Origin of the sequence: Streptomyces diacarni (assembly GCF_003323715.1) — a bacterium.
Taxonomy (GTDB): Bacteria; Actinomycetota; Actinomycetes; order Streptomycetales; family Streptomycetaceae; genus Streptomyces; species Streptomyces diacarni.
Genome location: NZ_QOIN01000073.1, coordinates 83,281 through 108,381, shown reverse-complemented (window position 1 = coordinate 108,381; position 25,101 = coordinate 83,281). Strand labels below are relative to the sequence as shown.

Annotated in this window: 24 protein-coding genes; 14 read left to right on the top strand and 10 right to left on the bottom strand. The window is 72.4% G+C overall.

Features of this window, described 5'->3' with window-relative positions:
* Positions 1 to 196: 196 nt before the first annotated feature.
* Together DTL70_RS32915 and DTL70_RS32910 are read right to left on the bottom strand one after the other, a co-directional pair.
* Entirely contained in the window at positions 197 to 1,591 is a 1,395-nt protein-coding gene (locus DTL70_RS32915; protein WP_114025715.1) for a metallophosphoesterase, read from the bottom strand.
* Between the two features lie 289 nt (positions 1,592 to 1,880).
* On the bottom strand, positions 1,881 to 3,092 hold the full coding sequence (locus DTL70_RS32910) for a LacI family DNA-binding transcriptional regulator (protein ID WP_114025714.1): 1,212 nt from the start codon (positions 3,090 to 3,092) through the stop codon (positions 1,881 to 1,883).
* Between the two features lie 536 nt (positions 3,093 to 3,628).
* Here DTL70_RS32910 and hisC point away from each other — a divergent pair.
* From hisC to DTL70_RS32885, 5 genes are all read left to right on the top strand, one after another.
* Positions 3,629 to 4,711, top strand: a complete 1,083-nt coding sequence (hisC, locus tag DTL70_RS32905) for a histidinol-phosphate transaminase (RefSeq protein ID WP_181861167.1) — start codon at positions 3,629 to 3,631, stop codon at positions 4,709 to 4,711.
* A gap of 258 nt (positions 4,712 to 4,969) precedes the next feature.
* The gene (locus tag DTL70_RS32900) at positions 4,970 to 6,511 is read left to right on the top strand and encodes a cytochrome ubiquinol oxidase subunit I (RefSeq protein WP_114025676.1); all 1,542 of its coding nucleotides are present in this window, start codon (positions 4,970 to 4,972) and stop codon (positions 6,509 to 6,511) included.
* A gap of 50 nt (positions 6,512 to 6,561) precedes the next feature.
* Positions 6,562 to 7,569 (top strand): cytochrome d ubiquinol oxidase subunit II, encoded by a 1,008-nt coding sequence (cydB, locus tag DTL70_RS32895; RefSeq protein ID WP_114025675.1) that lies wholly within the window; start codon positions 6,562 to 6,564, stop codon positions 7,567 to 7,569.
* An 18-nt stretch (positions 7,570 to 7,587) separates the two neighbouring features.
* On the top strand, positions 7,588 to 11,190 hold the full coding sequence (gene cydD / locus DTL70_RS32890) for a thiol reductant ABC exporter subunit CydD (RefSeq protein ID WP_114025674.1): 3,603 nt from the start codon (positions 7,588 to 7,590) through the stop codon (positions 11,188 to 11,190).
* A 202-nt stretch (positions 11,191 to 11,392) separates the two neighbouring features.
* On the top strand, positions 11,393 to 12,043 hold the full coding sequence (locus tag DTL70_RS32885) for a DUF4232 domain-containing protein (protein ID WP_114025673.1): 651 nt from the start codon (positions 11,393 to 11,395) through the stop codon (positions 12,041 to 12,043).
* Positions 12,044 to 12,101: 58 nt separating this feature from the next.
* Here the strand turns inward: DTL70_RS32885 and DTL70_RS32880 are convergent, their stop codons facing one another.
* Positions 12,102 to 12,983 carry a Cof-type HAD-IIB family hydrolase gene (locus DTL70_RS32880; protein WP_114025672.1) on the bottom strand — a complete coding sequence of 294 codons (882 nt, stop codon included), beginning with the start codon at positions 12,981 to 12,983 and terminating at the stop codon, positions 12,102 to 12,104.
* A 207-nt stretch (positions 12,984 to 13,190) separates the two neighbouring features.
* Here DTL70_RS32880 and htpX point away from each other — a divergent pair, with 207 nt between their 5' ends.
* The 3 genes from htpX (at position 13,191) to DTL70_RS32865 (ending at position 15,631) form a co-directional block, all read left to right on the top strand.
* Positions 13,191 to 14,096, top strand: coding sequence for a zinc metalloprotease HtpX (htpX, locus tag DTL70_RS32875; RefSeq protein ID WP_114025671.1), 906 nt, complete (start codon positions 13,191 to 13,193; stop codon positions 14,094 to 14,096).
* A gap of 4 nt (positions 14,097 to 14,100) precedes the next feature.
* The gene (gene pspAB / locus DTL70_RS32870) at positions 14,101 to 14,703 is read left to right on the top strand and encodes a PspA-associated protein PspAB (protein ID WP_114025670.1); all 603 of its coding nucleotides are present in this window, start codon (positions 14,101 to 14,103) and stop codon (positions 14,701 to 14,703) included.
* A 295-nt stretch (positions 14,704 to 14,998) separates the two neighbouring features.
* Positions 14,999 to 15,631, top strand: a complete 633-nt coding sequence (locus DTL70_RS32865) for a hypothetical protein (protein ID WP_114025669.1) — start codon at positions 14,999 to 15,001, stop codon at positions 15,629 to 15,631.
* 42 nt (positions 15,632 to 15,673) lie between these two features.
* On the opposite strand, the gene DTL70_RS32860 is transcribed toward DTL70_RS32865, so the two are convergent.
* The gene (locus DTL70_RS32860; RefSeq protein WP_114025668.1) at positions 15,674 to 16,303 is read right to left on the bottom strand and encodes an isochorismatase family protein; all 630 of its coding nucleotides are present in this window, start codon (positions 16,301 to 16,303) and stop codon (positions 15,674 to 15,676) included.
* Positions 16,304 to 16,346: 43 nt separating this feature from the next.
* On the opposite strand from DTL70_RS32860, the gene arsC reads away from it, so the two are divergent.
* Positions 16,347 to 16,709, top strand: coding sequence for an arsenate reductase (glutaredoxin) (arsC, locus tag DTL70_RS32855; RefSeq protein WP_242752197.1), 363 nt, complete (start codon positions 16,347 to 16,349; stop codon positions 16,707 to 16,709).
* 45 nt (positions 16,710 to 16,754) lie between these two features.
* Here arsC and DTL70_RS32850 read toward each other — a convergent pair whose 3' ends face one another.
* The 3 genes from DTL70_RS32850 to DTL70_RS32840 are packed head-to-tail and all read right to left on the bottom strand — an operon-like array spanning position 16,755 to position 18,063.
* Positions 16,755 to 16,991 carry a DUF397 domain-containing protein gene (locus tag DTL70_RS32850; RefSeq protein WP_245980316.1) on the bottom strand — a complete coding sequence of 79 codons (237 nt, stop codon included), beginning with the start codon at positions 16,989 to 16,991 and terminating at the stop codon, positions 16,755 to 16,757.
* A gap of 11 nt (positions 16,992 to 17,002) precedes the next feature.
* Positions 17,003 to 17,242, bottom strand: coding sequence for a DUF397 domain-containing protein (locus tag DTL70_RS32845; protein ID WP_114025665.1), 240 nt, complete (start codon positions 17,240 to 17,242; stop codon positions 17,003 to 17,005).
* A complete protein-coding gene (locus DTL70_RS32840; protein ID WP_114025664.1) occupies positions 17,239 to 18,063 on the bottom strand; it encodes a helix-turn-helix domain-containing protein in 825 nt (274 codons plus the stop codon). Before DTL70_RS32840 ends, DTL70_RS32845 begins: the two co-directional genes overlap by 4 nt.
* A 151-nt stretch (positions 18,064 to 18,214) precedes the next feature.
* Between DTL70_RS32840 and DTL70_RS32835 the strand changes: the two genes are divergently transcribed.
* Together DTL70_RS32835 and DTL70_RS32830 are read left to right on the top strand one after the other, a co-directional pair.
* Positions 18,215 to 18,421 (top strand): hypothetical protein, encoded by a 207-nt coding sequence (locus DTL70_RS32835; RefSeq protein WP_114025713.1) that lies wholly within the window; start codon positions 18,215 to 18,217, stop codon positions 18,419 to 18,421.
* On the top strand, positions 18,418 to 18,615 hold the full coding sequence (locus tag DTL70_RS32830) for a hypothetical protein (protein ID WP_114025663.1): 198 nt from the start codon (positions 18,418 to 18,420) through the stop codon (positions 18,613 to 18,615). Before DTL70_RS32835 ends, DTL70_RS32830 begins: the two co-directional genes overlap by 4 nt.
* A gap of 185 nt (positions 18,616 to 18,800) precedes the next feature.
* Here DTL70_RS32830 and DTL70_RS32825 read toward each other — a convergent pair whose 3' ends face one another.
* Positions 18,801 to 19,358, bottom strand: a complete 558-nt coding sequence (locus DTL70_RS32825; RefSeq protein WP_114025662.1) for a helix-turn-helix domain-containing protein — start codon at positions 19,356 to 19,358, stop codon at positions 18,801 to 18,803.
* Between the two features lie 66 nt (positions 19,359 to 19,424).
* Here DTL70_RS32825 and DTL70_RS32820 point away from each other — a divergent pair, with 66 nt between their 5' ends.
* On the top strand, positions 19,425 to 20,375 hold the full coding sequence (locus DTL70_RS32820; RefSeq protein WP_114025661.1) for an alpha/beta hydrolase family protein: 951 nt from the start codon (positions 19,425 to 19,427) through the stop codon (positions 20,373 to 20,375).
* A 123-nt stretch (positions 20,376 to 20,498) separates the two neighbouring features.
* A complete protein-coding gene (locus DTL70_RS32815; RefSeq protein WP_245980315.1) occupies positions 20,499 to 21,440 on the top strand; it encodes a CPBP family intramembrane glutamic endopeptidase in 942 nt (313 codons plus the stop codon).
* Between the two features lie 214 nt (positions 21,441 to 21,654).
* On the opposite strand, the gene DTL70_RS32810 is transcribed toward DTL70_RS32815, so the two are convergent.
* The gene (locus DTL70_RS32810) at positions 21,655 to 23,214 is read right to left on the bottom strand and encodes a serine/threonine-protein kinase (protein ID WP_245980313.1); all 1,560 of its coding nucleotides are present in this window, start codon (positions 23,212 to 23,214) and stop codon (positions 21,655 to 21,657) included.
* A gap of 240 nt (positions 23,215 to 23,454) precedes the next feature.
* Between DTL70_RS32810 and DTL70_RS32805 the strand changes: the two genes are divergently transcribed.
* Positions 23,455 to 24,414, top strand: coding sequence for an amidohydrolase family protein (locus tag DTL70_RS32805; RefSeq protein WP_114025660.1), 960 nt, complete (start codon positions 23,455 to 23,457; stop codon positions 24,412 to 24,414).
* Positions 24,415 to 24,491: 77 nt separating this feature from the next.
* On the opposite strand, the gene DTL70_RS32800 is transcribed toward DTL70_RS32805, so the two are convergent.
* Positions 24,492 to 25,028, bottom strand: coding sequence for a hypothetical protein (locus DTL70_RS32800; protein ID WP_114025710.1), 537 nt, complete (start codon positions 25,026 to 25,028; stop codon positions 24,492 to 24,494).
* Between the last annotated feature and the right edge of the window lie 73 nt (positions 25,029 to 25,101).

The window sequence follows — 25,101 nt, the reverse complement described above, 5'->3', positions numbered from 1 at the left end:
CGCTACAGTGACGCCCCCCAGCCGATCACTTCGGGGAAACACCTGCCCGGGAATCGGCGCGCGAATCACCAGGGGTGTCGAACCGTGTGCCGTGCGCCCCTGGCGTCCACAGCCGCACCACCGCGCACTCTCCCCACGCCCCCTTGGCACCGCGCCGAGCCCGCCCGGCACGCGACCAGGGCGCGTGAGGCCCGGCTCACCGCACGAGGGGCAGCTGCGCGATGAGGAGCTTGGCCCCCATCGTCACGCCGCCGTCCATCGCGATGGCCAGCCCGTCCGCGTAGACGTGCGGCCCCGTTACGGCCGGCGCGCTCTCCCCGTCCTCGCTGTCGACCTCGCCCAGCAGGTAGGGGATCGGGCTGTGCCCGTGCACGATGCGGGTGCCGCCGAAGGTGTCCAGCAGCTCGCGCACGGCGGCGGGACCCGCGGTCTCCTCGCGGAAGGCGAAGCGCTTGGTGAACTTGCGGAACAGGTCCCAGGTCTCCTCAGCGTCGTTGCGCTGGAGCGCCTCGGTGATCGCGTCGTTGACGTCCTCGATCGTCGCGCCGTGGTCCAGGTAGCCGGAGGCGTCCGAGTGCACCAGCAGGTGGTTGTCCGCCAGCGCCATGGCGTCCAGCCGGGAGATCCACTGCACGTGGTGGTCCGCCAGGCGCTCCATGTCGGTGCGCTGGCCGCCGTTGAGGAGCCAGGCCGCCTGGAAGGAGGCCGTGCCCGCACCGGAGTTGACCGGTGTGTCGCCGAACCGTTTGGCGCCCAGCAGCAGCAGTTCGTGGTTGCCCATCAGCGCCTTGCAGTAGCCGCCCGCCGCGGCGGCCTCGGCGGACAGCTGCATGACGAGGTCGATGACGCCGATCCCGTCGGGGCCGCGGTCGGTGAAGTCGCCGAGGAACCACAGGCGCGCGTTGCCGGCGATCCACCGGTTGTCCGTGTCGATGATCCCGAACTGGCGCAGCGCGGCGCGCAGTTCCTCCAGGTACCCGTGGACGTCGCCGACGACGTACAGCGGGCCCTCGCCCTCGTTCTCGGACGAGGCGGGGGCGGGCACGTCCACCATGGTCGGCTCGGGACCCGTGTCCACGGCCTCGGCCGCCCCGACGACCGGCAGGTCCCGGGCGGTCGGCGTGTACTCCTGGGGCATCCCGCTCTCCTCGGGCCTCCCGCCCTCCTCGGCGGCACCGCGGGCCTCGGTGCCGCCCACCGCCGCCGTGCCCACCGCCGCCGTGCTCGGCGCCGTCGTGCTCGGCGCCGTCGTGCTCGGTTCTGGGGGCGCTGTCGGCGCGGTGGCCGCACCGGCGCGGGGGTCGGCCGGCTGCCGCACCTCGGCGGGCCCCTGGGGCTCGGCCGTTCCCCGGGGCTCGGCCGGACGCGGGGTCGCGGCCGTGCGCGGGTCGCTGCGGGTGGTGGGCCCCGCGGGGGCCGGGCGGCCGCCCTCGGGAGCGCGCGCGGCCGGTTCCGCCGCCTGTGGAGGCACCGGTGAGTCCGGGGCAGGACTCGACAGCGGGCGTGCGCTGCCCGCGCCGTGTGTTGTCGCCCCGCCGTGCCATACGTCGGGTCCCTGACCGGCCCCCTGAGTCATCGACCCCTCCACCATCGCGCCGCCGCCGTGCACCGCAGGACCCTGTCCTTGTCCCGTGGGGGCCCGGTCGGTGGTCCTCGGCCGGGGTGCCGCCCCAGGTCGGGAGCAGGTCGGCGGTGTCGTCCTCCCCCGGCCTGCGGCCGGAGTGCCCCCAATCATAGGAACGCTGGTCGCGGCTTGTGACGCACCTGGGGGCGCCCATGTGGCCGGATGCCCCGAACCGGTGTCCATTCCTCCCGTATTCTCCGCTGACGTACCTTACGGAATCCGCGGACGGTACCCGCACGGCACGCCAGCGGGCCGCTCAGTCGGCGGCGGGGGCGCGTGGCGGGCCGACCGTGGCGCTCCTTCCGGCGCGCTGCGAGGACGTTCGTACGATCAACTCCGTGGGCATCACCCGCTGTACCGGGCGGGCGGGGCCGCTGCCCTCGATGGCGTCGATGAGCAGCTGGGCGACGGCGTTGCCGATCCGCCCCGGCTTCAGCGACAGCGTGGTGATCGGCGGTGCGGTCGTGGCGTAGGACGCGGACTCGCTGCAGCAGACCAACATCAGGTCCTCGGGCACCCGCAGCCCGTAGCGGCGGGCGGCGGCCAGCAGGTCGGTGCCGCACGGGTCGAAGAGGCCGTAGACCGCGTCGGGTCTGTCGGGGCGGGCGAGCAGCCGGTCGGCGGCGACGGCGCCCGCGCAGGGGTCGTGGGCCGGGTACCGCTCGTAGACGGGCTCCTGGCCGACGCGTTCGCACCAGCGCAGGTAGGCGGTGGTGGAGACCCGGGTGTAGGTGTCGGTGCTGGTGCCGGTCAGCAGTCCGATGCGGCGGGCGCCGTTGTCGGCGAGGTGGTCGAGGAGGGACCGGACGGCGGCCTCGTGGTCGTTGTCCACCCAGGCCGAGACGGGCAGCGACGGGCTGGGGCGCCCGTCGGAGACGACCGGCAGCCCGGAGCGGACGAGTTCCCCGACGACCGGGTCCTGGTCGGAGGGGTCGACGACGATGGTGCCGTCGAGGGCCACGTTCGCCCACACGTCGGGCCCGTAAGGACCGGGTCCGGCGCCCGTGGCCGCGTTGCCTGCCGGCGTGGTGTGACCGCGTAGGGCGGGGGCGGGGAGGATGACCAGGGCGTAGCCGCGGGCGAGGGCGGCGGAGGTGGCGGCTCTCGCCATCTCGGCGAAATAGGCGAACTCGGTGAAAGTGAACGGTTCTTCGCCGTACGTCGTGACCGTCAGGCCGATGAGGCCGGACTTGCCGGTGCGCAGCGTCCGGGCGGCGGCCGAGGGGCGGTAGCCCAGTCGCTCGGCGACTTCCCGGACGTGGCTGCGCGTCGTGTCGGGGAGACGGCCCTTTCCGTTGAGGGCGTCGGAGACAGTCGTGATGGAGACACCGGCTGCGGCGGCGACATCCCGGATGCCGGCGCGCCCGTTCAGCCGTCCACCGCCGCGGGGCTGAGGACACCTCCCGACCGGTGGCTGGGGGACAGCGGCCGGGTTGCGGCCTGCCTGATGCTTCTCTGCTGCTGTCATGGCGAGCCGATCGTAGGCCTGCACGGTGCTGACGCGCGGGGGGCCGGAAAACCCGTCCGCGAGGCAGCCCCCGCGGGCCCGCTTCTCCAGCGCGGCCAGCGAAAGCGCAGCTCAACGGGGGGATGTGGCCGGGGTCTCCGCCGTGTCGCGCATGTGCGGCAGCAGTGTCGGCCAGGGTGCGGGCCGCCCGCACGTCACCGTCACGGGCGATGCGCGCCACAGCGCCCGCCACCCGCGCCCAGCGCGCGCGGGGGAGCGCGTACCCGCGCCGGGCGCGCGGAAAGAGCGGGAAAGGCGGCGCGAAGAGGGGCGGTAGAGGGACGAACGGTGACCGTCGGGGACACGGTGCCGGGAAGGGTGCCGAAGGTGGCGCTCGCCGGGGCGGTTGTGGGGAGCGGCGGGTGCCGGATCGGGACCGGGAGCGCGGGGCGCTCGCCGGAGGCGGCGCTCGGGGGTCTACGCCGCGCGGGTGAATCCTCTTAGGGTGAAGAGTATTGGCACGCGACGGAGGAGGAGCAGCGGTGAGTGAGCAGAAGGTGCCAGGCCCGCGGTTGCGCGGTGTGATCGAGGGGATTCCCAGCTACAAGCCGGGGCGGCCGGCCGCCCCGGGCGGCCCGGTGTCCTACAAGCTGTCCTCCAACGAGAACCCCTATCCGCCGCTGCCGGGGGTGCTGGAGTCGGTGACCGAGGCGGCAGGATCGCTCAACCGCTACCCCGACATGGGCTGCTCGGCGCTGTACGCACAGCTGTCGGAGCGGTTCGGTGTGCCCGCCGCCCATCTGGCGGCCGGCACGGGCTCGGTCGGTGTCGCGCAGCAGCTCCTCCAGGCCACGGCAGGCCCCGGCGACGAGGTGATCTACGCCTGGCGTTCCTTCGAGGCCTATCCGATCATCACGCAGATCTCCGGTGCCGCCTCGGTGCGGGTGCCGCTGACCGGGGGCGCCGAGAGGGAGGCGCACGACCTGGACGCGATGGCGGACGCGGTCACCGACCGCACCCGGCTCCTCTTCGTGTGCAACCCGAACAACCCCACGGGCGCCGCGCTCACCCGCGCGGAGCTGGAGCGTTTCCTGGACCGGGTGCCCGGCGACGTGCTGGTGGTGCTGGACGAGGCCTACCGCGAGTTCGTGCGGGACGAGGCGGTGGTCGACGGTCTGGAGCTCTACCGCGACCGGCCGAACGTGTGCGTGCTGCGCACCTTCTCCAAGGCGTACGGGTTGGCGGGGCTGCGGGTCGGTTTCGCCGTCGCGCACGAGCCGGTGGCGGCGGCCCTGCGGAAGACCGCGGTGCCCTTCGGTGTGAGCGAGCTCGCACAGGAGGCCGCCATCGCCTCGCTGCGCAGTGAGGACGCGCTGCTGGAGCGGGTCGAGGCGCTTGTGAAAGAGCGCACACGCGTGCTGGGCGAGCTGCGTTCCCAGGGCTGGACGGTGCCCGAGTCGCAGGCCAACTTCGTGTGGCTGCGGCTGGGCGAGCGGACCTCCGCGTTCGCGGCGCGGGCCGAGGAGGCGGGCGTCACGGTGCGTCCCTTCGTGGGCGAGGGGGTGCGCGTGACCATTGGCGAGACCGCGGCCAATGACATCTTTTTGCAGGTCGCAGCCGATTTTCTGAAGGGGCTTTAGCCCTCGCCGGCGGTGGGCGGAAGGTCTGCGGGGCGTGGGGAGGATCCCCACGCCCCGCGGCGTGTGTGCCCGGCCGCCCCGCGGTGGTGCCCCGCGCCCGGCAGGTGGCCCGTGGCGGTCGCGCACTGTTCGGTACCCCCCTGACATGTCCGAAATGGGGGTGCCGTACGGTGGTGCTTGTGAATGTGAACGCATTCACGAGCCCTAACCCGAACGGGTGCCGCGCCCGACCGGGTGCTGCCTGAAGGAGTGAGCGACGTGGACCTCGCGTTGGCGCCTGAGACACTGGCGCGCTGGCAGTTCGGCATCACGACCGTCTACCACTTCCTCTTCGTCCCCCTCACGATCTCGCTCGCCACCCTCACGGCGATCCTGCAGACGGCCTGGGTGCGGACGAACAAGGAGAAGTACCTCAAGGCCACCCGCTTCTGGGGCAAGCTCTTCCTGATCAACATCGCCATGGGCGTGGTCACCGGCATCGTGCAGGAGTTCCAGTTCGGCATGAACTGGTCCGCCTACTCGCGCTTCGTCGGTGACATCTTCGGCGCGCCACTCGCCTTCGAGGCGCTGATCGCCTTCTTCATGGAGTCGACGTTCATCGGCCTGTGGATCTTCGGCCGCGACAAGCTCCCGAAGAAGCTCCACCTGGCCACCATCTGGCTGGTCGCGTTCGGCACCGTCGCCTCGGCCTACTTCATCCTGGCCGCGAACTCCTGGATGCAGCACCCCGTCGGCTACCGGATCAACCACGAGAGCGGCCGCGCGGAGATGACCGATTTCTTCGGCATCCTCTTCCAGAACACCGCGCTGGCCCAGTTCTTCCACACCATGACCGCCGCGTTCCTGACCGGCGCCGCCTTCATGGTCGGCATATCCGCGTACCACCTGCTGCGCAAGAAGCACATACCCGTGATGCGCACCTCGCTGCGGCTCGGCCTGGTCACGCTCGTGGCCGCCGGGATGCTCACCGTCGTCAGCGGCGACCGGCTCGGCAAGATCATGTACGAGCAGCAGCCGATGAAGATGGCCTCGGCCGAGGCCCTGTGGGAGACCCAGGCGCCCGCGCCGTTCTCCGTCTTCTCCTACGGCGACGTCGACAAGGGGCACAACAAGGTCGCCATCGAGATACCCGGCGTCCTCTCCTTCCTCGCCCACGACAACTTCTACGAGGCCGTCCCCGGCATCAACGACACGAACGCGCAGCTGAAGGAGAAGTACCAGGACACGGTGGGCCTGGACGACTACCGGCCCAACATCCCCGTCGCCTACTGGTCGTTCCGCTGGATGATCGGCTTCGGGATGTCCTCCTTCGCGCTCGGCGCCGCCGGCCTCTACCTCACCCGCCGCAGGTTCTGGCTCAGCGAGAAGCTGCGCACCGGCGAGGACGAACGCCCGCGCCTGGCCCTCACCAAACACCGCGAGCTGCACCCCAAGCTGGGCACCTGGTACTGGCGGCTGTCCGTCCTCACTCTCGGCTTCCCGCTGATCGCCAACGCGTGGGGCTGGATCTTCACCGAGACCGGCCGCCAGCCCTGGGTCGTCTACGGCGTGCTGCCCACCGCCTCCGCCGTCTCCCCCAGCGTCTCCCAGGGCGAGGTGCTCACCTCGCTGCTCGTCTTCACCTCGCTCTACGCGATCCTCGCCGTCGTCGAGGTCAGGCTGCTGGCCAAGTACGTCAAGGCCGGGCCGCCCGAACTGACCGAGGCCGACCTCAACCCGCCCACCCGGATCGGCGGCGGCAGCGGCGGCACCGACGCCGATGCCGAGGCCGAAGACCGGCCGATGGCCTTCTCGTACTGACGCGTACTGACGCGTACCGAGCTCGCAACGAAAGACAGGGGCGCTGAGCCGTGCAACTGACCGACGTCTGGTTCGTCGTCATCGCGATCCTGTGGATCGGCTACTTCTTCCTGGAGGGCTTCGACTTCGGGGTCGGCATCCTCACCAGGCTGCTCGCCCGCGACCGGGCCGAGCGGCGCGTACTGATCAACACCATCGGGCCCGTCTGGGACGGGAACGAGGTCTGGCTGCTGAGCGCGGGCGGCGCCACCTTCGCCGCGTTCCCCGAGTGGTACGCCACCCTCTTCTCCGGCTTCTACCTGCCGTTCCTGCTGATCCTCGTCTGCCTGATCGTGCGCGGTGTCGCCTTCGAGTACCGCGCCAAGCGCCAGGAGGAGCGCTGGCAGCGCAACTGGGAACACGCGATCTTCCTCACCTCGCTGCTCACCGCGTTCCTGTGGGGCCTGGTGTTCGCGAACATCGTCCGCGGCGTGAAGATCGACTCCCACCTGGAGTACGTCGGGAACCTGACGGACCTGTTCTCCCCGTACGCGCTGCTCGGCGGCCTCGTCACCCTGGCGCTGTTCACCTTCCACGGCGCCGTCTTCACCGCGCTCAAGACCCTCGGCGACATCCGCGCCCGGGCCCGGCGCCTGGCCACCGGGCTCGGCATCGCCACCGCCGTGCTCGCGGCCGGATTCCTGCTGTGGACGCAGGCGGACAGCGGCGGCACCGCCTCCCTGGTCGCCCTCGTCGTCGCCGTGGTGGCCCTGGTGGCCGCCCTCGCCGCCAACCTCGCCGGGCGCGAGGGCTGGTCGTTCACCTTCTCGGGGCTGACCGTGGTCGCCGCGGTCGCGATGCTCTTCTTCTCCCTCTTCCCCGACGTCATGCCCTCGACGCTGCACGCCGACTGGAGCCTGACCGTCGACAACGCGTCCTCCACCCCCTACACGCTCAAGATCATGACCTGGTGCGCGGCCTTCGCCACCCCGATCGTCCTCCTCTACCAGGGCTGGACCTACTGGGTCTTCCGCAAGCGCATCGGCACCCACCACCTCGCCCCCTCCGGCGGACACTGAGGAAGGAAGGAACAGCCGATGAAGCCCGTCGACCCGCGGCTGCTGCGGTACGCGCGCGCCACGCGGCTCTTCCTCCTCGCCTCCGTCACGCTCGGAGGGGCCGGGGCCGCACTCGTCGTCGCGCAGGCCGTGCTCCTCGCCGACATCGTCGTCGACGCCTTCCGGCGCGAGGAGTTCGCCCGCGAGGCGCTGCTGCTGCTCGCCGCCGTCACCCTCGCCCGGGGCCTCGTCTCCTGGCTGACGGAGCTGGCCGCGCACCGCTGCGGCGCCGCGGTCAAATCCCAGCTGCGCGTCCGACTGCTCCAGCGGGCCACCGCGCTGGGCCCCGGCTACCTGACAGGGCAGCGCACCGGCGAGCTGACCACGCTGGCCACCCGCGGCATCGACGCGCTCGACGACTACTTCGCCCGCTACCTGCCGCAACTGGGCCTCGCCGTCGTCGTCCCCGTCGCCGTCCTGGCCCGCATCGTGACCGCCGACTGGATATCGGCCGCCATCATCGTCGCCACCCTGCCGCTCATCCCGCTGTTCATGGCCCTCATCGGCTGGGCCACCCAGGCGCGCATGGACCGCCAGTGGAAACTGCTCGCCCGCCTGTCGGGACACTTCCTCGACGTCGTGGCCGGACTGCCCACCCTCAAGGTGTTCGGGCGCGCCAAGGCGCAGGCCGACAACATCCGCGCCATCACCGGCGACTACCGCCGCGCCACCCTGCGCACCCTGCGGCTCGCCTTCCTCTCCTCCTTCGCGCTGGAACTCCTGGCGACGCTTTCGGTCGCCATCGTCGCCGTCAGCATCGGCACCCGGCTCGTGCACGGCGGCCTCGACCTGCACACCGGCCTGATGGTGCTCATTCTGGCGCCCGAGGCGTACCTGCCGCTGCGCCAGGTCGGCACCCACTACCACGCCGCCGCCGAGGGCCTGGCCGCCGCCGAGTCCGTCTTCGACGTACTGGAGAGCCCACTGCCGGCCAGTGGGACCCGGCGGGTCGACGCGCGCGGCGCCTCCCTCGTCCTGGACGGTGTCGCCGTCCGCCACCCCGGGCGCGCCGGGTACGCGCTGCCGCCCACCGACCTGACCGTGCGCCCCGGCGAGACCGTCGCACTGACCGGACCCTCCGGCGGTGGCAAGACCACGCTGCTGTCCGTCCTCCTCGGCTTCACCCCACCGGGTGAAGGCCGCGTGACCGTCGGCGGCGTCCCGCTGGCCTCCCTCGACCTGGACGCCTGGCGGCGGCAGATCGCCTGGGTGCCCCAGCACCCCTACCTGTTCGCGGGCACCGTGGCGGACAACGTCCGCTTGGCCAGGCCCGAAGCGGACGCCGCCGCGGTGGCCTCGGCCCTCGCCGACGCGGGCGCGCCGGATCTCGATCCGGCACGCGTACTGGGCGAGGCCGGGGCCGGGCTCTCGGCGGGCCAGGGCCGCCGCGTCGCCCTCGCCCGTGCGTTCCTCGCCGACCGGCCCGTCGTCCTGCTGGACGAGCCGACCGCCGCGCTCGACTCCGCGACGGAGGCCGCGGTCCTGGCGGCGGTACGCCGCCTCACCGAGACCCGCACGGTCCTCCTCGTCACCCACCGCCCCGCCCTCCTGACCACAGCCGACCGCGTCCTCCACCTCTCCCCCGCCCCCGCGGGTCCCTCCCCCGCCCCGGGCCAGGCCGCCACCGCAGCCCCGGGGCAGGCCGCCACCGGGGGCGGCAGTGGGGGCGTCCACGGGCGGAGGTTGGGGGAGGGCCAAGGCGACCCGCACCCGCACACCGGCGGCCACCGGGCGGACTGCGTGGGCGCCCCCCAAGCGCCGCAGGCGACAGGCGGCGCGGCCACACGAAACCCCCTGGCTCGCGTACGCGAAACCGCCCGCGGGCTGGGCGGCAAGTTCACCCTGGCGCTCGCCTTGGGCGCGCTCGCGCTCGCCAGCGCGGTCGGCCTCATGGCGACCTCCGGCTGGCTGATCTCGCGGGCGGCCCAGCAGCCGCCGATCCTGTACCTGATGGTGGCGGTCACGGCGACGCGCGCGTTCGGCATCGGAAGGGCCGTCTTCCGCTACGCGGAGCGCCTGGTCTCGCACGACGCCGCGCTCCGCGTCCTCGCGGCACTCCGCGTGAGCGTCTACCGGCGGCTGGAGCGCCTGGCCCCCGCGGGCCTGCGCCACCGCCGCCGCGGTGACCTGCTCACCCGCCTGGTCGCGGACGTGGACGCGGTGCAGGACTACTTCCTGCGCTGGCTGCTGCCCGCGACCGTCGCCGGGGTGGTCGGCCTCGCGGCGGTGGCCTTCACCGCGTGGCTCCTGCCGGCCGCGGGGGTGGCCCTGGCCGTCGGCCTGGCGGTGGCGGGCGTCGCCGTGCCGGCGCTGACCGCGGTGCGCTCCCGCCGTACGGAGAGCCGTCTCGCTCCGGCGCGGGCTGATCTGGCGACGCGCACGGTCGACCTGTTGAGCGGTACGGCCTCCGGTGAGCTTCCGGTCTCGGGCGCCCTGGCGGCCCGGCACCGCGAGGTGGCGGACGCGGACGCGGCCCTGACGCGGATCGCCGCGCGCTCGGCGTCCCGTACGGCGCTGGCGGCGGGGCTGAGCACGCTCGCGGCGGGGTGGACCGTGACGGCGGCGGCGTGGGCGGGCGCGCACGCGACCACGGGCGGCGCGTTGGACGGTCTGCTCCTGGCGACGGTGGTCCTCACGCCGCTGGCCGCGTTCGAGGTGGTCACGCCGCTGCCGCAGGCGGTGCAGTTCCGGCAGCGGGTGCGGCGTTCGGCGCAGCGGGTGCAGGAGGTGCTGGACGCGCCGGCGCCGGTGGCGGAACCCGAGCGGCCCGCCGCGCTGCCCGAAGTGCCGTTCCCGGTGCGCGTGCAGGGCCTGACCGTCCGCTACCCGGACGCGCCGGGCGGGGCGCCTCCCGCGCTCGTCGACGTGGGGCTGGAGTTGCCGCGCGGGCGCCGCGTCGCGGTCGTGGGCGTCTCGGGTTCGGGCAAGACGACGCTGGCCAACGCGCTGCTGCGGTTCGTGGATCCGGAGGCGGGCTCGTACACCTTCGGGTCAGCGGCGGTGTCGGCGTACGACGCGGAGACGGACGCCGTACGCCGCCGGGTCGGGCTGTGTGCCCAGGACGCCCACGTCTTCGACAGCTCGTTGCGCGAGAACCTGCTGCTGGCCCTGGACCGAGCGGTGGCCGAGGACGTGTCGGCGGCGGACGGGGCCCTGCACGCGGCCCTGGCCGCCGCCCGGCTCGACGACTGGGTGGCGACGCTGCCCGACGGCCTTGACACCCTCGTCGGCGAGATGGGCGCGAAGCTCTCCGGCGGCCAGCGGCAACGCCTGGCTCTGGCGCGCGCGCTGCTGGCCGACTTCCCCGTCCTCGTCCTGGACGAGCCCGCCGAACACCTCGACCTGCCGACGGCCGACGCGCTGACGGCGGACCTGCTGGCGGCCACGGAGGGCCGCACGACGGTGCTGATCACCCACCGCCTCCAGGGGCTCGACCGGGTGGACGAGATCGTCGTCCTCGACCACGGCCGCGTCGTCGAGCGCGGCTCCTACGACGGGCTGGCCCGGGCGGAAGGACCGTTCGCGGCCATGCTGCGGCGCGAGCGGGAGGCGACGGGCGCCGCCCCCGTGGCGACGGGCTGACACCTCCCGGTTCGCCACCGGGAGGGCGGGCCGGCCGAACCCGGGATCCGCGCTCTGGGGCATCGGGTTTCGTTCTGCAACGTATGTAACAGGCGTGTAAGACGGGCGGTCGGCCGTGAACATTTTCCGGCGCGGGCGGATCCAAGTGATCAGTAACGCTCACTCGTGCCGCGCGGCGGCACCGACTGCGAAGGAAGAAACGATGCGCGCCAAGAAGCTCACTCTCGCCGCCCTGGCCCTCGCCGCGGGTCTGTCGCTGACCGCCTGCCAGCAGGGCGAGGACTCCAACGCGAGCGCGAACGTGGCCGACTCCTCCTCGTCCTCGTCCGGCACCTCCGGTGGCAGCGGTGGCGGCAACGGCGGGAACAGCGGTGGCGGCAACGGCGGCACCTCCGGCGGAAGCGCCGCGTCCGCCGACGACGCCCCGGGCAGCGGCGGCGGGAAGATCACCACCGGCACCTGCAAGACGGCGAACCTGGACTTCCGCTCCTCGCACGGCATGGGCGAGGGCGACATCGTCGTCACGATGAAGAACACCGGCGGCGACGCCTGCACGCTCAAGGGCTTCCCCGGTGTGGACCTCAAGTCCGAGGAAGCGGGCAGGCCGCTGAGCGCCAAGCGCAGCGACGTCGAGGCCCCGGTCGTCAATCTCCAGTCCGGCGACGAGACCCGCTTCACCCTGCACTACCCGCCGAACACCACGGGCGGCAGCGGCGTGGACGTGAACACCATGGTCGTCACTCCGCCCAACGAGACGCACTCCACGAGCCTGCCGGTCCGCATCAACCTCCCGGTGGAGGAGAGCGCCGACCAGAAGGTCACGGTCGACCCCGTCGGCACCGGCAAGCAGTAAGACCGTGCCGGCCGTGACGACCGTGCCGACGCGGCGCAGCGGGCCCGCTACCGGTGCCTCAGAGCAGGCCTTCGATCACCTTGGCGACGCCGTCGTCCTCGTTGGAGGCGGTGGTGTGGGTGGTGCACATCAGGACGTCGGGGTGGGCGTTGGCCATCGCGTAGGAGGTACCGGCCCAGCTGAGCATGGCCAGGTCGTTGGGCATGTCGCCGAAGGCGACGACCTGCTCGGGCGCGATGCCGCGTTCCTGGCAGGCGAGGGCGAGGGTGCTGGCCTTGCTCACGCCGTGCCCGGAGATCTCCAGCAGGGCGCTGGGGCTGGAGCGGGTGAACTCGGCGTGGGCGCCGGCGGCCTTGCGGCCGAGCGCGAGGAACTCGTCGGGGTCCATCGTGGGGTGGTGGGCGAGCAACTTGACGACGGGCTCGGCGAAGTGGCCCTCGTCGCTGTCGGTGAGCAGTTCCTCGACGGGCGCGTAGGAGGCGCCGGGGTCTCCGGGGAAGTGGGGGTAGTGCGGCTCGTAGTGGATGCCCTCGGTGCGTTCGACGGCGAAGCTGAGACCGGGGGTGGCGGTGCGCAGGGCCTCGACGACGGCGACGGCGTCGGTGCGGGTCAGTTCCCGTACGCGGACGACGCGGCGGCCCGCGTGCAGGTCGACGACGGCGGCGCCGTTGGCGCAGATGGCGAGCCCGTGGCCGTGGACGTGGTCGCTGACGACGCCCATCCAGCGGGCGGGGCGCCCGGTGACGAAGAACACCTCGATCCCGGCGGCCTCGGCGGCGGCGAGTGCCGCGACGGTGCGGTCCGAGACGGTCTTGTCGTTCCGCAGCAGGGTGCCGTCCAGGTCGGTGGCGATCAGGCGCGGGGCGGGGCGCGCCCCCTCGGACGGGGTGCGCGGGCTTGTCGGGGCGGGGTGTTCAGGCGGATGAGTCACAGGCACCATCTTCGCGCATATGCCTGAACATGCGTGCGAAGCGACGCCCACATGAGAGCACACCGAGCGTGCGGGGAAGCACACCAGGCGCACGAGGGGGCGCGTGGCGGAGCACCGGAGCACAATCGAAGAGAGGGCCCTCACACGCCGGGAGTGCAGCGCTGTGCTTCCGGCCCGGCTCCGAGGGGCCCCGCGCTTCGGGAAGGAGCGGTCGTCATGGCCCGCCACTCGCGCTATGTCGCCGACCGTGGCCTGACCACCCGGATGGTCACCACGATGTTCTTCATCGGCCTGCTCTACGTCGTCCTCGTCGGCGTGCTGGTGGTCGCGCTGGGGAACGCCTGGCCCCTCGTGCTGGTGATCGCGGGGGCGCTCTTCATCGCCCAGTTCTGGTTCAGCGACAAGATCGCCGCGTTCAGCATGGGGGCCCGCGAGGTCACCCCGCAGCAGGCCCCCGCGCTGCACGGTGCCGTCGACCGGCTGTGCGCGCTGGCCGACATGCCCAAACCGCGGGTGGCCATCGCCGACAGTGACGTCCCCAACGCGTTCGCCACAGGGCGCAACCAGCGCAACGCGATGGTGTGCGCGACCACGGGGCTGATGCGCCGGCTGGAGCCGGAAGAGCTGGAAGGGGTCCTGTCGCACGAGCTGTCGCACGTCGCGCACCGTGACGTCGCCGTCATGACGATCGCCTCGTTCCTCGGGGTGCTGGCCGGGATCATGACCCGGGTGGCCCTGTGGAGCAACCTCGGCCGCAGCGCCGGCAACAACAACAATCCGGCGGGCCTGCTCCTGCTGGTCGTTCCGCTGGTCAGCGCGCTCGTCTACATCGTCAGCTTCCTGCTGACCCGGCTGCTGTCCCGCTACCGCGAGCTGTCGGCCGACCGCGCCGGCGCCCTGCTCACCGGGCGCCCCTCGACGCTGGCCTCGGCCCTCACCAAGATCAGCGGCGACATGGCCCGCATCCCCACCCGCGACCTGCGCAGGGCCGAGCCGTACAACGCCTTCTTCTTCGTGCCCGCCTTCTCCGGCGAGAGCCTCGCGACGCTGTTCTCCTCGCACCCGTCGCTGGACAAGCGGCTGGAACAGCTCCGCGGCCTCTCCGCCCAGCTGGGACGGTGACGCCGTGGGCCTCCTCGACGCGCTCCTGGGCCGCAGCAAGCCCAAGCGGCCGGACCTCGACCAGCTCTTCGCGCTCCCCTCCGCCGCGCTGACCCTCAAGGCGGCGACCGGGTTCGCGCCGACGGGCGTCGGCGCGGTGTGTTTCGCCAGCGTGGAGGGCGCCGCGTTCACGCGCTTGCAGAGCGACGTACGGCAACTGCTGGACGCCGACACCGGGCGCGGCGGCATCCCCGTCGAGTTCACCCGGGACTCCTACGGCTACACCTGGCTCACGGCGCGCCACCCGGCCGACGACCTCGCGGCCCTCGTCAACGACCTGCACGCGGTGAACACGCTGCTGGCCGAGGGCGGATTCGGCCCGCAACTGCTGTGTTCGACCGTCGGCTTCCGGGAAGAGGGCGATCAGGCAGCGGCCCCGCCCCGCTCCCTCGCCCTGATCTACCTCTACAAGCGCGGCACCTTCTACCCGTTCGTCCCGGTCCCCGGTGGCGCGGAGAAGCGGGACAACGCGCTGGAACTCCAGGTGAGCGGGCTGCTCGGCGACGACCTGCCGGTCGAGGAGGACCTGGGCCGCTGGTTCCCCGTGTGGGGCGCGCCGGGTCTGTGACCGGGCCGGGGCTGTGACCGGGCCGCTGTGCAGGACGTACCGGGGACTGTGACAGGGCCCGGTGTGACGGCCGCAGGTCCGCCGAAGAATGTGACAGGTGGGGCGGCTGTGACGCCGTTGGCGACACCTGCTCGCACTCTCGTGACATGCCTCTGGCAATATCTTGGCCCTGATGAGCTCCGGTCGCCGGGCCGCTGTGTCCCGTCTTTGACGTGCGCGTGGCAACCGCTCATCCGGTAGGTCCGACGGGATCCAACGGGGATTCACGGGGATTCACGGGGAAAGTGAGGAAGTCATGCGTACGTGGACTCGCGCCGTGCCGGTCACAGCAGGCGCGCTGGTGTTCGCCCTGGCACTGACCGGGTGTGACGGCGGAGGCAAGAAGGGCCACAAGTCCGGCTCCGACTCGGACCACTCGTCGTCCTCGTCGTCCTCCTCCGGCGGTTCCGGCTCCTCCAAGGAGAAGACCTCCTACCGGCTCGGCCAGACCAGCCCGGCCCAGAAGAGCGACGACGACGAGACCAAGGGCGCCACGTTCACGATCACGCCGACGAAGGTGCAGACCGGCACCAAGGCCGACATGGCCAACTCCGGCCTGAAGAAGGACGAGAAGGACGAGCCCAAGGTCCCCGTCTACGTGTGGTCGACGCTCAACCACAAGAGCGGCAAGCCCATGGAGCTCGGCGACATGGACGACGACCTGGTCGTGCGGACCGACCAGGGCCAGCGCACCCGCGCCCTCATCGTCATCATGGGCGAGGCCAAGTGGCCCAACTGCCCGGCCATCGACCGCGACAAGAAGCTCAGCCCGGGCCAGTCGGAGAAGATCTGCACCGCCTTCCTCGTCCCCGAGGGCCAGAAGGCGGAGGCCGTCGAGATCAACCGCGGCTACAGCAAGAAGCCGCTGGAGTGGCGCGCCACCAGCTGACACGGCTCAACTTCCGAGGGGCCCCACCCCGCGTGGGGCCCCTCAGCCATGCGGAGGGCCGCCGTCCGCCGCCGCCCCCTCGGGCCCCGCGAAGCGGACGTCCGCGGCGAACGGGACGATCTCGATCTCGTCCCCCAGCGCCCACTCGGCCGCCCGCGCCGCCATCGCCGCCGGGACGACCTCGCTGATGTCCGGCGCCGCCGGCACGTCGTACGTGCCGTGCGCATCGTGCGGCAGCACGACACGGTGGCCCAGCCGCAGCGCGGTGCGCGCGGTGGCGCTCACACACATCTCGGACAGCACCCCGCACACGGCGAGCGAGCGCGCCCGCTGCTCGTGCAAGTGGGCGCGCAGGCCGGTCCCCTCGAACCCGTCGTCCGCCTCCTTGCGGACCACGCGCTCACCGGGCCCGGGCCGCACGAACAGCGCCCAGCCGGCCGTTCCCGGCTCGTCGGGGCCGCCCGTCTCACCATCGTTCTGCAGGTGCACGACGGGCGCGCCCGCCGCGCGGGCGGCGGCCAGCAGCCGCCGCGTGGCGGACAGGACGCGAGCCGCGTCCGGCACGGCGTCGGCGCCCGTCACGAACGCCGTCTGCATGTCGACGATGAGCAGCGCGTCGACGGGGGCGGCCCCCGTCCCCGTCCCTCTCGACTCCTCCGACTCATCCCTCATGCAGTCGATTGTGTCCCGGCCGCGCGGTCCTACGATGACTCCCATGTCCCCCATGGCGAAGACCGCGACGCTCTACCACAACACCCGCTGCGGGACCTCCCGCACGGTCCTGGCCCTGCTGGAGGAAGCCGGGTACGAACCCGAGATCGTCGAGTACCTCAAGACCCCGCCCGACGCGGGGACGCTGCGCACGCTGATCACCGACGCGGGGGTCACCGCGCGGGACGCGGTCCGTACGAAGGAGCCCGAGTACAAGGAGCTGGGCCTCGACCGGCCCGACGTGACCGACGATGAACTGATCGCCGCGATGGTCGCGCACCCGGCGCTCATCCAACGGCCCTTCGTCGTCACGGAGAAGGGCACCCGCCTGGCGCGCCCGGCGGACGTCGCCTCCGAGGTCCTGTGACCCCTTCACAGCGGGTGGTTGTGAAGGGGCCCACGGGCGGGGCGCCTACAGCACCCCGTCGAGAAGGACCCTCCACGCCTCCGGCGTGACGGTGAGGGTGGGACCGGTGTCCCCTGCTTTGGAGTCGCGTACGTGGACGCTGTGCGGGCAGGTGGCGACCTCCACGCACTGGCCACCCTCGCCACCACTGTGTGTTGACTTGCGCCAGGTGAGGGCGACTTCGAGGCACTGACCGCCCCCGCCGCCGCTGTAGCTCGACTTGAACCAGGTGAGAGGGGGCACGTAGGGCCTCCTTATCGGTGGCTGGCGAGGAAGGCTTGCCATGCATCCGGCGTGACGGTGAGGGCGGGGCCGGTGGTCCCTGCCTTGGAGTCGCGTATGTGGACGGTATGGGGGCAGGTGGCGACCTCGACGCATTGGCCGCCTCCACCGTCGCTGTGTGTGGACTTGTGCCAGGTGAGGGCGACTTCGAGGCACTGACCGCCCGAACCGCTGCTGTGGCTCGACTTGAACCAGGTGAGAGGGCTGCTCACAGTTCCTCCAGACGGCGTTTGATGAAGCATGCGGAGTCCGCAGGCCGCAGAGCGTTCACCTGGATCATGTCAAAACGCTGCCGCAAGGCGCTGACCGTTTCCTTGTCCGACAGCAGAGTGCCCTGTTCCTGGACCTCGACATACCCCAGCGTGCGCCGCTCGGGAGTCTCCAACAGCGTCAAAGGGCCAATCGCCCCGACTGGTTCCTCGCAGTCGAATGGGAGCACGAGAATATGGATGTGCTTGAGCTGACCCAGCTCCAGTAGCCACCCGAGCTGGGCCTGCATGATCGCTCTGCTGCCTGTGCGGCGGCGCACGACGGCTTCGTCCAGGATGAAGACGAGAGTCGGCGTCGGAACACGGGTGAGCAGCTTCTGGCGGTCAAGCCGCTCAGCGAGCAGCTGCGTCGCTTTGCCCTCGCCGTGGTGAGGTACGCGCGTCTCGAATAGCGCCCGCGCGTACGCCTCGGTTTGGAGAAGCCCGTTGACGACGTTCGTGTCGTAGATGCTGAGGCTGAGGGCTTCGGCTTCCAAGCGGAAGAGCTGGTCGAACTTGCGTGGGTACTGCTCCTTCTCCAGGTCCTCGCCCACGCAGGCGAAGATCTGGTGGGCGTTGAGGGCCGCGTCGAGGGCGCAGGCGCTGCGTTGGTCCGGGATGCGTTCGCCGCGTTCGAAGGCGCCGATGGTGGAGGCGGAGAAGCCGGCTCTCTTGCCGACGCTTTCCCGGGAGATCTGCCGGTACTCCCGCAGCTTGCGCAGCTGCTTTCCGAAGCCGGCGACAAGCGGGGACGGTTCGACCGGAGAGAGGTCGGATTCGGACATGTGCGGTCCCGGGGGGCGAGGCGAGGGATGAACGCTTGGTTACGTGACAGATTGGCAGGTTCGTTCCGTTCGTGTCGGGGAAACCTCACAACTGCTCTCTGTGAGTGGGTGACTACTTCCCGTGTGGCTCGGGAGGGGTCACCGTATGGGCATGGATGCACAGTCGAGTCCTGAGAGTGCGCTGGCCATCGGGCGCAAGGCGGCCGATGAGCTGGCGGAGGCGCTGGCGATGGCAGGGTGCAAGTTGCCCTCCCTCAGCGGTGGGTTCCCCGTCATGGGGAGGGCGCATGTGGAGCTGGGAGGGGCGTCGGCCGACGCGGTCTTCGCTCTGGCGCGCTGGATCAGGGAGCGGGCGTGAGCGACGAGACGGCTCCCCTGCGGGAGACGCACCGGATGACGCTCCGCGTCTACCGGGTGGCGGCGGACACCGGGCGGCGTACGCCCGTTCGGTCGGTCACTGTGCTGGAGAAGGGGCCGTGGCTCGGCCCGCCGGGCGGGTTCAGCCCGGGCGCCTACCCGCCGTGCGAGTGCCCTGAGCACCGGCGGGAGTAGCCGGGGCGGGGGTGCGCCCGGGGACCGAGGCGCCGCCGCCCCGCGATCCACGTCAGGCCCGTCCGGCCCTGTGGACCCGCGCGGGACCCGTGGAGATGCCTGCGAGCCCGCGCACCGCGCACGTCGCGCACGTCGCGCACGTCGCGCACGTCGGCCGTCGCGCACGGCGACATCGCGCATGCCGGTCAGTCGGTTCCGGGCTCGTCCGGGTGTGCCGCGGCTTTGTCCGGCACGAAGACGAGGCTGAGGAGGTGGCGGGCGCGGCCGTCGCCCGGGGTGGTGTGCGTGCGGCGGGCGACGGCCGCTTCGATCTCGTCGACGAGCGAGGCGAACTCCTCGTCCGTCACCCACACGGCGCCCTGCCGGTAGAGGACGTTCTCCTGTGCGGGTTCGGCGTCCTCGCGGGAGAGGTATCGCTCGAAGTCGCCCATGACGGCCGCGGAGAAGACGGTGAAGGCCCGCCGGTGGTCTTCCGTGCCCATGGCGTCGCGGGTGTCGGAGTCGACGAGGGCTTGCTCCTGGCGGACCCGGTAGCTGCGCTCGACGGTGCCGCGAACGGGCCGTTCGCTGACCACCTCGATGACGCCGGCCTGCGCGAGGGCCGCGACGTGCCGGTACATGGTGGCCGACGCCACGTCGGGCAGCCGGTCGCGCAGTTGCGCTGTGGTCAGTTCGTCGGCGCCGAGCAGGGTCTGCAGGATGCGCATCCGCACGGGGTGGATGAGCTCGTTCGCATTTGCCATGACCCCATGCTCTCATGTTTGATAACGTTCTCGTAGTTGAGAACGGAAACGAGGAGAGGCGGAGCCATGCCCGACACCGCGATGACGGTCACCGCGCACGACGGGACCGACCTGGCGGGATCGCTGACCCTGCCGTCGGGACCCGGCCCGCACCCCGCCGTCCTGCTGCTGCACGGTTCGGGGCCCCTCGACCGCGAGGGCAACTCGAAGAAGCTGAAGACGAACCTCGGCCGGCCGGTGGCCGAAGCGCTCGCGGCGGCGGGCGTCGCCACACTGCGCTACGACCGGCGCGGCACCGGCGCCACCCCCGGCGACTGGCGCGCCTGGGGCTTCACCGACAACTGCGACGACGCGATCGCCGCCGTGCGCGCCCTGGCGGCCCATCCCGCGGTCCGCTCGGACGCGGTCGCCGTCATCGGCCACAGCGAGGGGGCGCTGCACGCGATGGCCCTCGCCGCGCGCCGGGAGGTGCGCGCCGCGGTGCTCCTCGCCGGATACGCCCGTACCGGGGAGGACGCCGTGCGCTGGCAGGCCCGCTCGCTCATGCGGGGCATGCCCGCGCCCGTGCGCCTGCTCCGGCGCCCGCTGGGGGCACTGGGCAAGCGTGCCCTGGCCCGGATACGCCGGACGCGGACGGACGTGGCGCGGATCGCCGGAATGCCGGTCAACGCCCGCTGGATGCGCGAGAACCTCGCCCACGACACCCGGGAGGACCTCGCCGCCATCCAGGTCCCCGTGCTGGCCGTCACCGGCGCCAAGGACATCCAGGTCGACCCCGGTGACCTGGAGGAGATGCGCCGCGTCGTCCCCGGCGGCGCCGCCGAGACCCACCGGGTGCCCGACCTCACCCACCTCCTGCGCCGGGACCCGGGCCGCCACACCATCCGTTCCTACGGCCGCCTGTTGAACCACCCGGTCGACCCCGACCTCCTCACCCTCGTCACCTCCTGGCTCGCCCCCCGACTGGACGCGACGGTGCCCGAGCCGCCGACCGGGGCGCGCGCGGACCGGTCCTGAGACCGCGGACCGGCCCTGAGGGCGGTACGCCCCGAGGACTCCCCGAGGAGTCTCCGCGGGCGGCGCGCCCGGCACCGCACTGGAACAGCTCGTCACGCTCACACTCACAGAGAAGGACATGTCATGGCTGTGTCAGCCCCGAAGTCACCGACGTCGACCCCGCTGGCCGGGGCCCCCACCGGCACGCACCGGAGCGACCTGGGCCTCTTCATGGGGCTGGCCTTCGGCATCAGCTGGGCGTCGTGGGGCGCGGCGATGGGGCTCGGCGGATCGGCGATGACCCCGCCCACCGCGCTGCCCTACCTCTTCGGTGCCTTCGGACCGCTGCTCGCCGCCCTGGTGGTCCGCGTACGCCGCCGCCGGCGCGGCGAGCCCGTCCCCGAGCACGCGGTGCGCTTCCGGAGCAGGGCACTGGCCCGGCTGCCGCTGTTCCTCGTCGCCACCTCGGCGACGGTGCTGGGCGCCGCCCTGCTGGCGCAGGCGGCGGGCGGGCCGGCGCTGAGCCTGGACGGCGCCCGGGACGTGATGGCGGACGCGGGCGGTCCCGCCGCGTTCCTCGTCAGCATGATCGTCTCGGGCCCGCTCTCGGAGGAGCCGGGCTGGCGGGGCACCGCCTACCCGAGGATGCGCGCGTCGATGGGCCGTCTCCAGGTGGGCCTCCTGCTCGGCGTCATCTGGTCGGTGTGGCACCTGCCGCTGTTCTTCATCGACGGCACCGTCCAGAACGAGCTCGGACTCGCCACCCCGAGCGGCGTGCTCTTCGCCGTCAGCGTCATCCCCATGGCCATGCTGACCGCCTACGCGTACGAGCGGGCCGGCGTCGTCGCCTCGATGGTCACCCACTTCGCCGCGAACACGACGATGATCCTGCTCGACGTCCACACGCCCGTCACGCTCGCCCTGGTCGTCGGCCTCATGGGTCTCGTGGCCGCGTTCCTGCTGACCGTCAGCCGCTCGACGCCCGCGCCGGCCGCCTCTGCTGCCCCAGCCTCCGCCTCCGCCTCCGTCCCCGTCCCCGCTTCCGCCCCCGCGTACGCGGAGCCGGGTGCCCCCGCCCCGCGCTGATCCCTTTCCGGCACCCACGCCGCGAGCCCGGCGCACCGGTCCCCTCGGACACCGGCGCGCCGGGCTCCTCTTCGTCGTCGACGCCGCCCCTGCCGGCGAGTCCGCGGACCGCCTGAAGGGCGACGGCGTCCACCAGGCCCTGCGCGGCAGCGCCCGCCTGCGCAACCCCCCGCCGTTGCCGGGTGACGGAGCACCAAGCAGGTCGTGCTCTCTGTCAGGGAGCGCTGACGGGCGGCCTTTCAGTCCCCGATGCCGGAGCCGCCCGGCGCGTCGTGATCTCGCGCGTGCAGTACAGCGCGATGGCCGCCACGCCCACGGCAGGGGGGACCCAGTGCGGCGCGACGAACCAGACGTAATGGAACCAGAACCCACCCGAAGCCATCAGCGCGAACGTGCCGACGACCGCGACGGCGTTGACACCGACGAGGGCGTAGCCAATTCCGCGCGTCCGGCGTTCCGTCCGCGGAGTGAGGGCCGCGGCCATCGCCAGAAGACCCCCCAACATGAGCGCGGAGCCACCACCGGCGGGCAGCCAGTAGCCCCATTCGATCCCGCCCGACGAAGAAGCCTCGTCGGTGACGGCGGCCGCGACCACCAGGGCGTAGAGGCAGAAGAGGAACGTCGGGGGGAGGAACCGGAGCGGCAGGGCCAGACGTGCCTGCCAACGGGACCGTGCCTGCACGGCGAACCATACGATCAGCCCGCCGGTGGCGACGGTGACCGCTCCGGCGCCGCCGGCTACGTCGCGGCCGTCGGAGTCTCCGTCGAGGTTGGCCGCCGTCACCGTGGCGGCCACCAGCGCGATGAAAAACCAGACCGCAACCGCGATCCAGGACCGCGCCACCGCCGGCGTGCCGGGAGAGGAGCCGGCCGCAGGCGGCGACGGCGCGGCTTCCGGCAGCCGCGCAGTGGCCGCCGGCACGTGCTCGGGTGCGTCCGCGAGCCCGCGCAGGGCCTGGGCGGCGTCGGCGGCGCTCGCGTACCGCTCGGCCGGATCCTTGCGCAACAGCCTGAGCAGGAGAGCGTCCCACGCCTGTGGCACACCCGCGGCCACGGAACTGGGCGCGGGCGGCTGCCGGCTCAGATGCGCCGTGAGGTAGCTGACGCTGTCCGGCGCCTGGAACGGCAGTCTGCCGGTGACCAGTTCGAAGAGCAGGCAGCCCAGCGCGTACAGATCGCTGCGCGGTTCCGGGTGGCCCCGCGCCTGCTCCGGCGCCATGTACGGGGGCGTGCCCACGATGAACCCGGTCCGGGTGAGCCGGTCCCCGGCCGCGTAGGGATCGGCGGCGCGTGCGACACCGAAGTCGAGCACCTTCGCCCTTCCGGCAGGCGTGATCAGGATGTTGGACGGTTTGATGTCCCGGTGCATGATGCCGTGCGCGTGCGCGTCACCCAGCGCCTCACAGATCTGAGCACCCCACCGTGCCGCCTCGGCAAGATCGACGGAGCCGTCGCGGAGCTTGGCATCGAGCCCTTCGCCGCGCACCAACTCCATGACCAGGAAGGGCACGGTGCCTTCCTGGGTGTCGCTCTGCCCGAGATCGTGGACGGTCACGACGTACGGATGCTGCAACCTGGCCGTGATCCGCGCTTCGCGCAGAAACCGGGCGCGAGCCTCGTCCCCGCGACTTCCGCCGCCGGCGAGGAGGGAGATCACCTTGACGGCCACCTGCCGGTCCAGCGTCTCGTCCCGCGCCTCCCAGACCTCGCCCATGCCGCCCTCGCCGATACGCCGGACCAACCGGTACCGGCCTCCCAGAAGCTGGCCCTCCACTGCGCCCTCCCCGGCATCCGCCTGCGCGTCAGCGCCCAGAACTCCTCGATCATGGCACCCCGCCCAGCGCCCCGCCCGCAACTTCCGCGATACCAGACCGCGTTACCGGTCCCTCCCCGGTTCGGCGCCGCTGGGAAGAGCAGGTCCCGACCGGCAGGTCATGATCGGCAGGTCATGATCGGCAGGGCGGCAGTCGGCATGTCGTAGATCATTCGTGGCGCAGTCCTTAGGGTGTCCGGCATGGGGACGGACACGGGCGCGGATACGGACGCCGGCGCGGGCGCGGATACGGGCACGGGCGCGGACATACCGGCGGAACCGGCCGAGCGGGCGCGGGTGGCGGCGTTCCGCTCGCGCATCGGCGTGACCTCGCTGATCGACGTCCACACCCACTTCATGCCGGAACGCCTGCTCGCCGCGGTGTGGGCGTACTTCGACACGGCCGGGCCGCTGATCGGCCGCCCCTGGCCCATCGGCTACCGGGAGGACGAGGAACGGCGCCTCGCCCTCCTGCGCGGATTCGGCGTCCGCGCGTTCACCTCCATGCTCTACCCCCACAAGCCGGGCATGGCCCGCTCCCTCAACGACTGGTCGGCCGACTTCGCCGCCCGCACACCCGACTGCCTGCACACCGCCACCTTCCACGCCGAACCCGGCGCGGCCGACGACGTGCGCCGCGCCCTCGACCAGGGCGCCCGCGTCTTCAAGAGCCACGTACAGGTCGGCGACTACGACCCGCGCGACCCGCTGCTGGACCCGGTGTGGGGCCAACTCGCCGACGCCGGCGTCCCCGTGGTCACCCACTGCGGCTCCGGCCCGGTGCCCGCCACCCATACGGGGCCTGGACCCATCGGCGCCGTCCTCGCCCGCCACCCCCGTCTCCGCCTGGTCGTCGCCCACCTGGGCATGCCCGAGTACGCCGACTTCCTCGACCTGGCGGAGCGCTACCCGGGCGTCCTGCTGGACACGACGATGGTCTTCACCGGCTTCGTGGAGGCCACCGCTCCCTTCCCCCAGGCGGAACTGCCCCGGCTCGCCGACCTCGGCGACCGCGTTCTGCTGGGCACCGATTTCCCCAACATCCCGTACGCGTACGCCCACGCACTCGAAGCGCTGGAAGAGCGGACCGGGCTGGGGCCCGCCTGGCTCCGTGCGGTCTGCCACGACAACGCGGCCCGGCTCTTCGGCCTGCGTCGCTGAGCGCGTCCGCGCGGACAGGGGCCACGCGAAGAGAGGCCACGCGAACAGGGGCCGCGAGCCGGGCGCAGAGAGGGCTTTCAGGAACGGAGGCTGTTCAGCCAGCGGGAGAGCCCGCCGTACGCCAGGGGAACGACTTCCTTGTACGACAGCTCGCCGTCCAGCGTCACCACGAGCCGGCAGAACGGCGGATACCACGTCGTGCGCAGATGGGCCCGCCCGTCGAAGACCGCCTCAAGGAAGGCGGGGGCGGACTCGCGGGGCAGGTCGTGGAAGGTGACGCCGTCGACGGTGATGTGCGCGTCCCCCTCCTCGAAGAGCTGGACGGCGATCCTCGGCGTACGGGGTGCGCCGCCCGGCCCGTCGGTCGCCGGGATCTCCACCAGCGCCTCGTGCGGCAGGGAACCGTCCGCGTCGGTGACGGCGAACGCCCCGGCCGCCGTACGCCGCGACGACTCGTCCGCGCCGATCGCGTGCTCGACCGCCACCGGCAGGCCCCGGCGCTCCGCGAGCGCGGACAGGACCTCCACCGCCGCCTCCGTGCTGGGGAGCGGGGGCAGGTGGGGCTGTGGCGGCGTTCGGTGGCCGTCGGGTGGCGGGGGAGGCGCGTGGTCCATACCACCGAGCATGCCCGCCGACCGCTCCCCATGCCCGCCGACCGCTCCGTGCGGGCGGGCCTCCGTGCGTGCG

Bases quoted from the DNA above. Each gene is read 5' to 3' on its own strand.
- DTL70_RS32915 (WP_114025715.1), bottom strand. From the start codon at position 1,591: ATGGTGGAGGGGTCGATGACTCAGGGGGCCGGTCAGGGACCCGACGTA.
- DTL70_RS32910 (WP_114025714.1), bottom strand. From the start codon at position 3,092: ATGACAGCAGCAGAGAAGCATCAGGCAGGCCGCAACCCGGCCGCTGTC.
- cydD (WP_114025674.1), top strand. From the start codon at position 7,588: ATGAAGCCCGTCGACCCGCGGCTGCTGCGGTACGCGCGCGCCACGCGG.
- DTL70_RS32885 (WP_114025673.1), top strand. From the start codon at position 11,393: ATGCGCGCCAAGAAGCTCACTCTCGCCGCCCTGGCCCTCGCCGCGGGT.
- DTL70_RS32880 (WP_114025672.1), bottom strand. From the start codon at position 12,983: ATGGTGCCTGTGACTCATCCGCCTGAACACCCCGCCCCGACAAGCCCG.
- htpX (WP_114025671.1), top strand. From the start codon at position 13,191: ATGGCCCGCCACTCGCGCTATGTCGCCGACCGTGGCCTGACCACCCGG.
- DTL70_RS32865 (WP_114025669.1), top strand. From the start codon at position 14,999: ATGCGTACGTGGACTCGCGCCGTGCCGGTCACAGCAGGCGCGCTGGTG.
- DTL70_RS32860 (WP_114025668.1), bottom strand. From the start codon at position 16,303: ATGAGGGATGAGTCGGAGGAGTCGAGAGGGACGGGGACGGGGGCCGCC.
- arsC (WP_242752197.1), top strand. From the start codon at position 16,347: ATGTCCCCCATGGCGAAGACCGCGACGCTCTACCACAACACCCGCTGC.
- DTL70_RS32840 (WP_114025664.1), bottom strand. From the start codon at position 18,063: ATGTCCGAATCCGACCTCTCTCCGGTCGAACCGTCCCCGCTTGTCGCC.
- DTL70_RS32835 (WP_114025713.1), top strand. From the start codon at position 18,215: ATGGATGCACAGTCGAGTCCTGAGAGTGCGCTGGCCATCGGGCGCAAG.
- DTL70_RS32825 (WP_114025662.1), bottom strand. From the start codon at position 19,358: ATGGCAAATGCGAACGAGCTCATCCACCCCGTGCGGATGCGCATCCTG.
- DTL70_RS32820 (WP_114025661.1), top strand. From the start codon at position 19,425: ATGCCCGACACCGCGATGACGGTCACCGCGCACGACGGGACCGACCTG.
- DTL70_RS32815 (WP_245980315.1), top strand. From the start codon at position 20,499: ATGGCTGTGTCAGCCCCGAAGTCACCGACGTCGACCCCGCTGGCCGGG.
- DTL70_RS32805 (WP_114025660.1), top strand. From the start codon at position 23,455: ATGGGGACGGACACGGGCGCGGATACGGACGCCGGCGCGGGCGCGGAT.
- DTL70_RS32800 (WP_114025710.1), bottom strand. From the start codon at position 25,028: ATGGACCACGCGCCTCCCCCGCCACCCGACGGCCACCGAACGCCGCCA.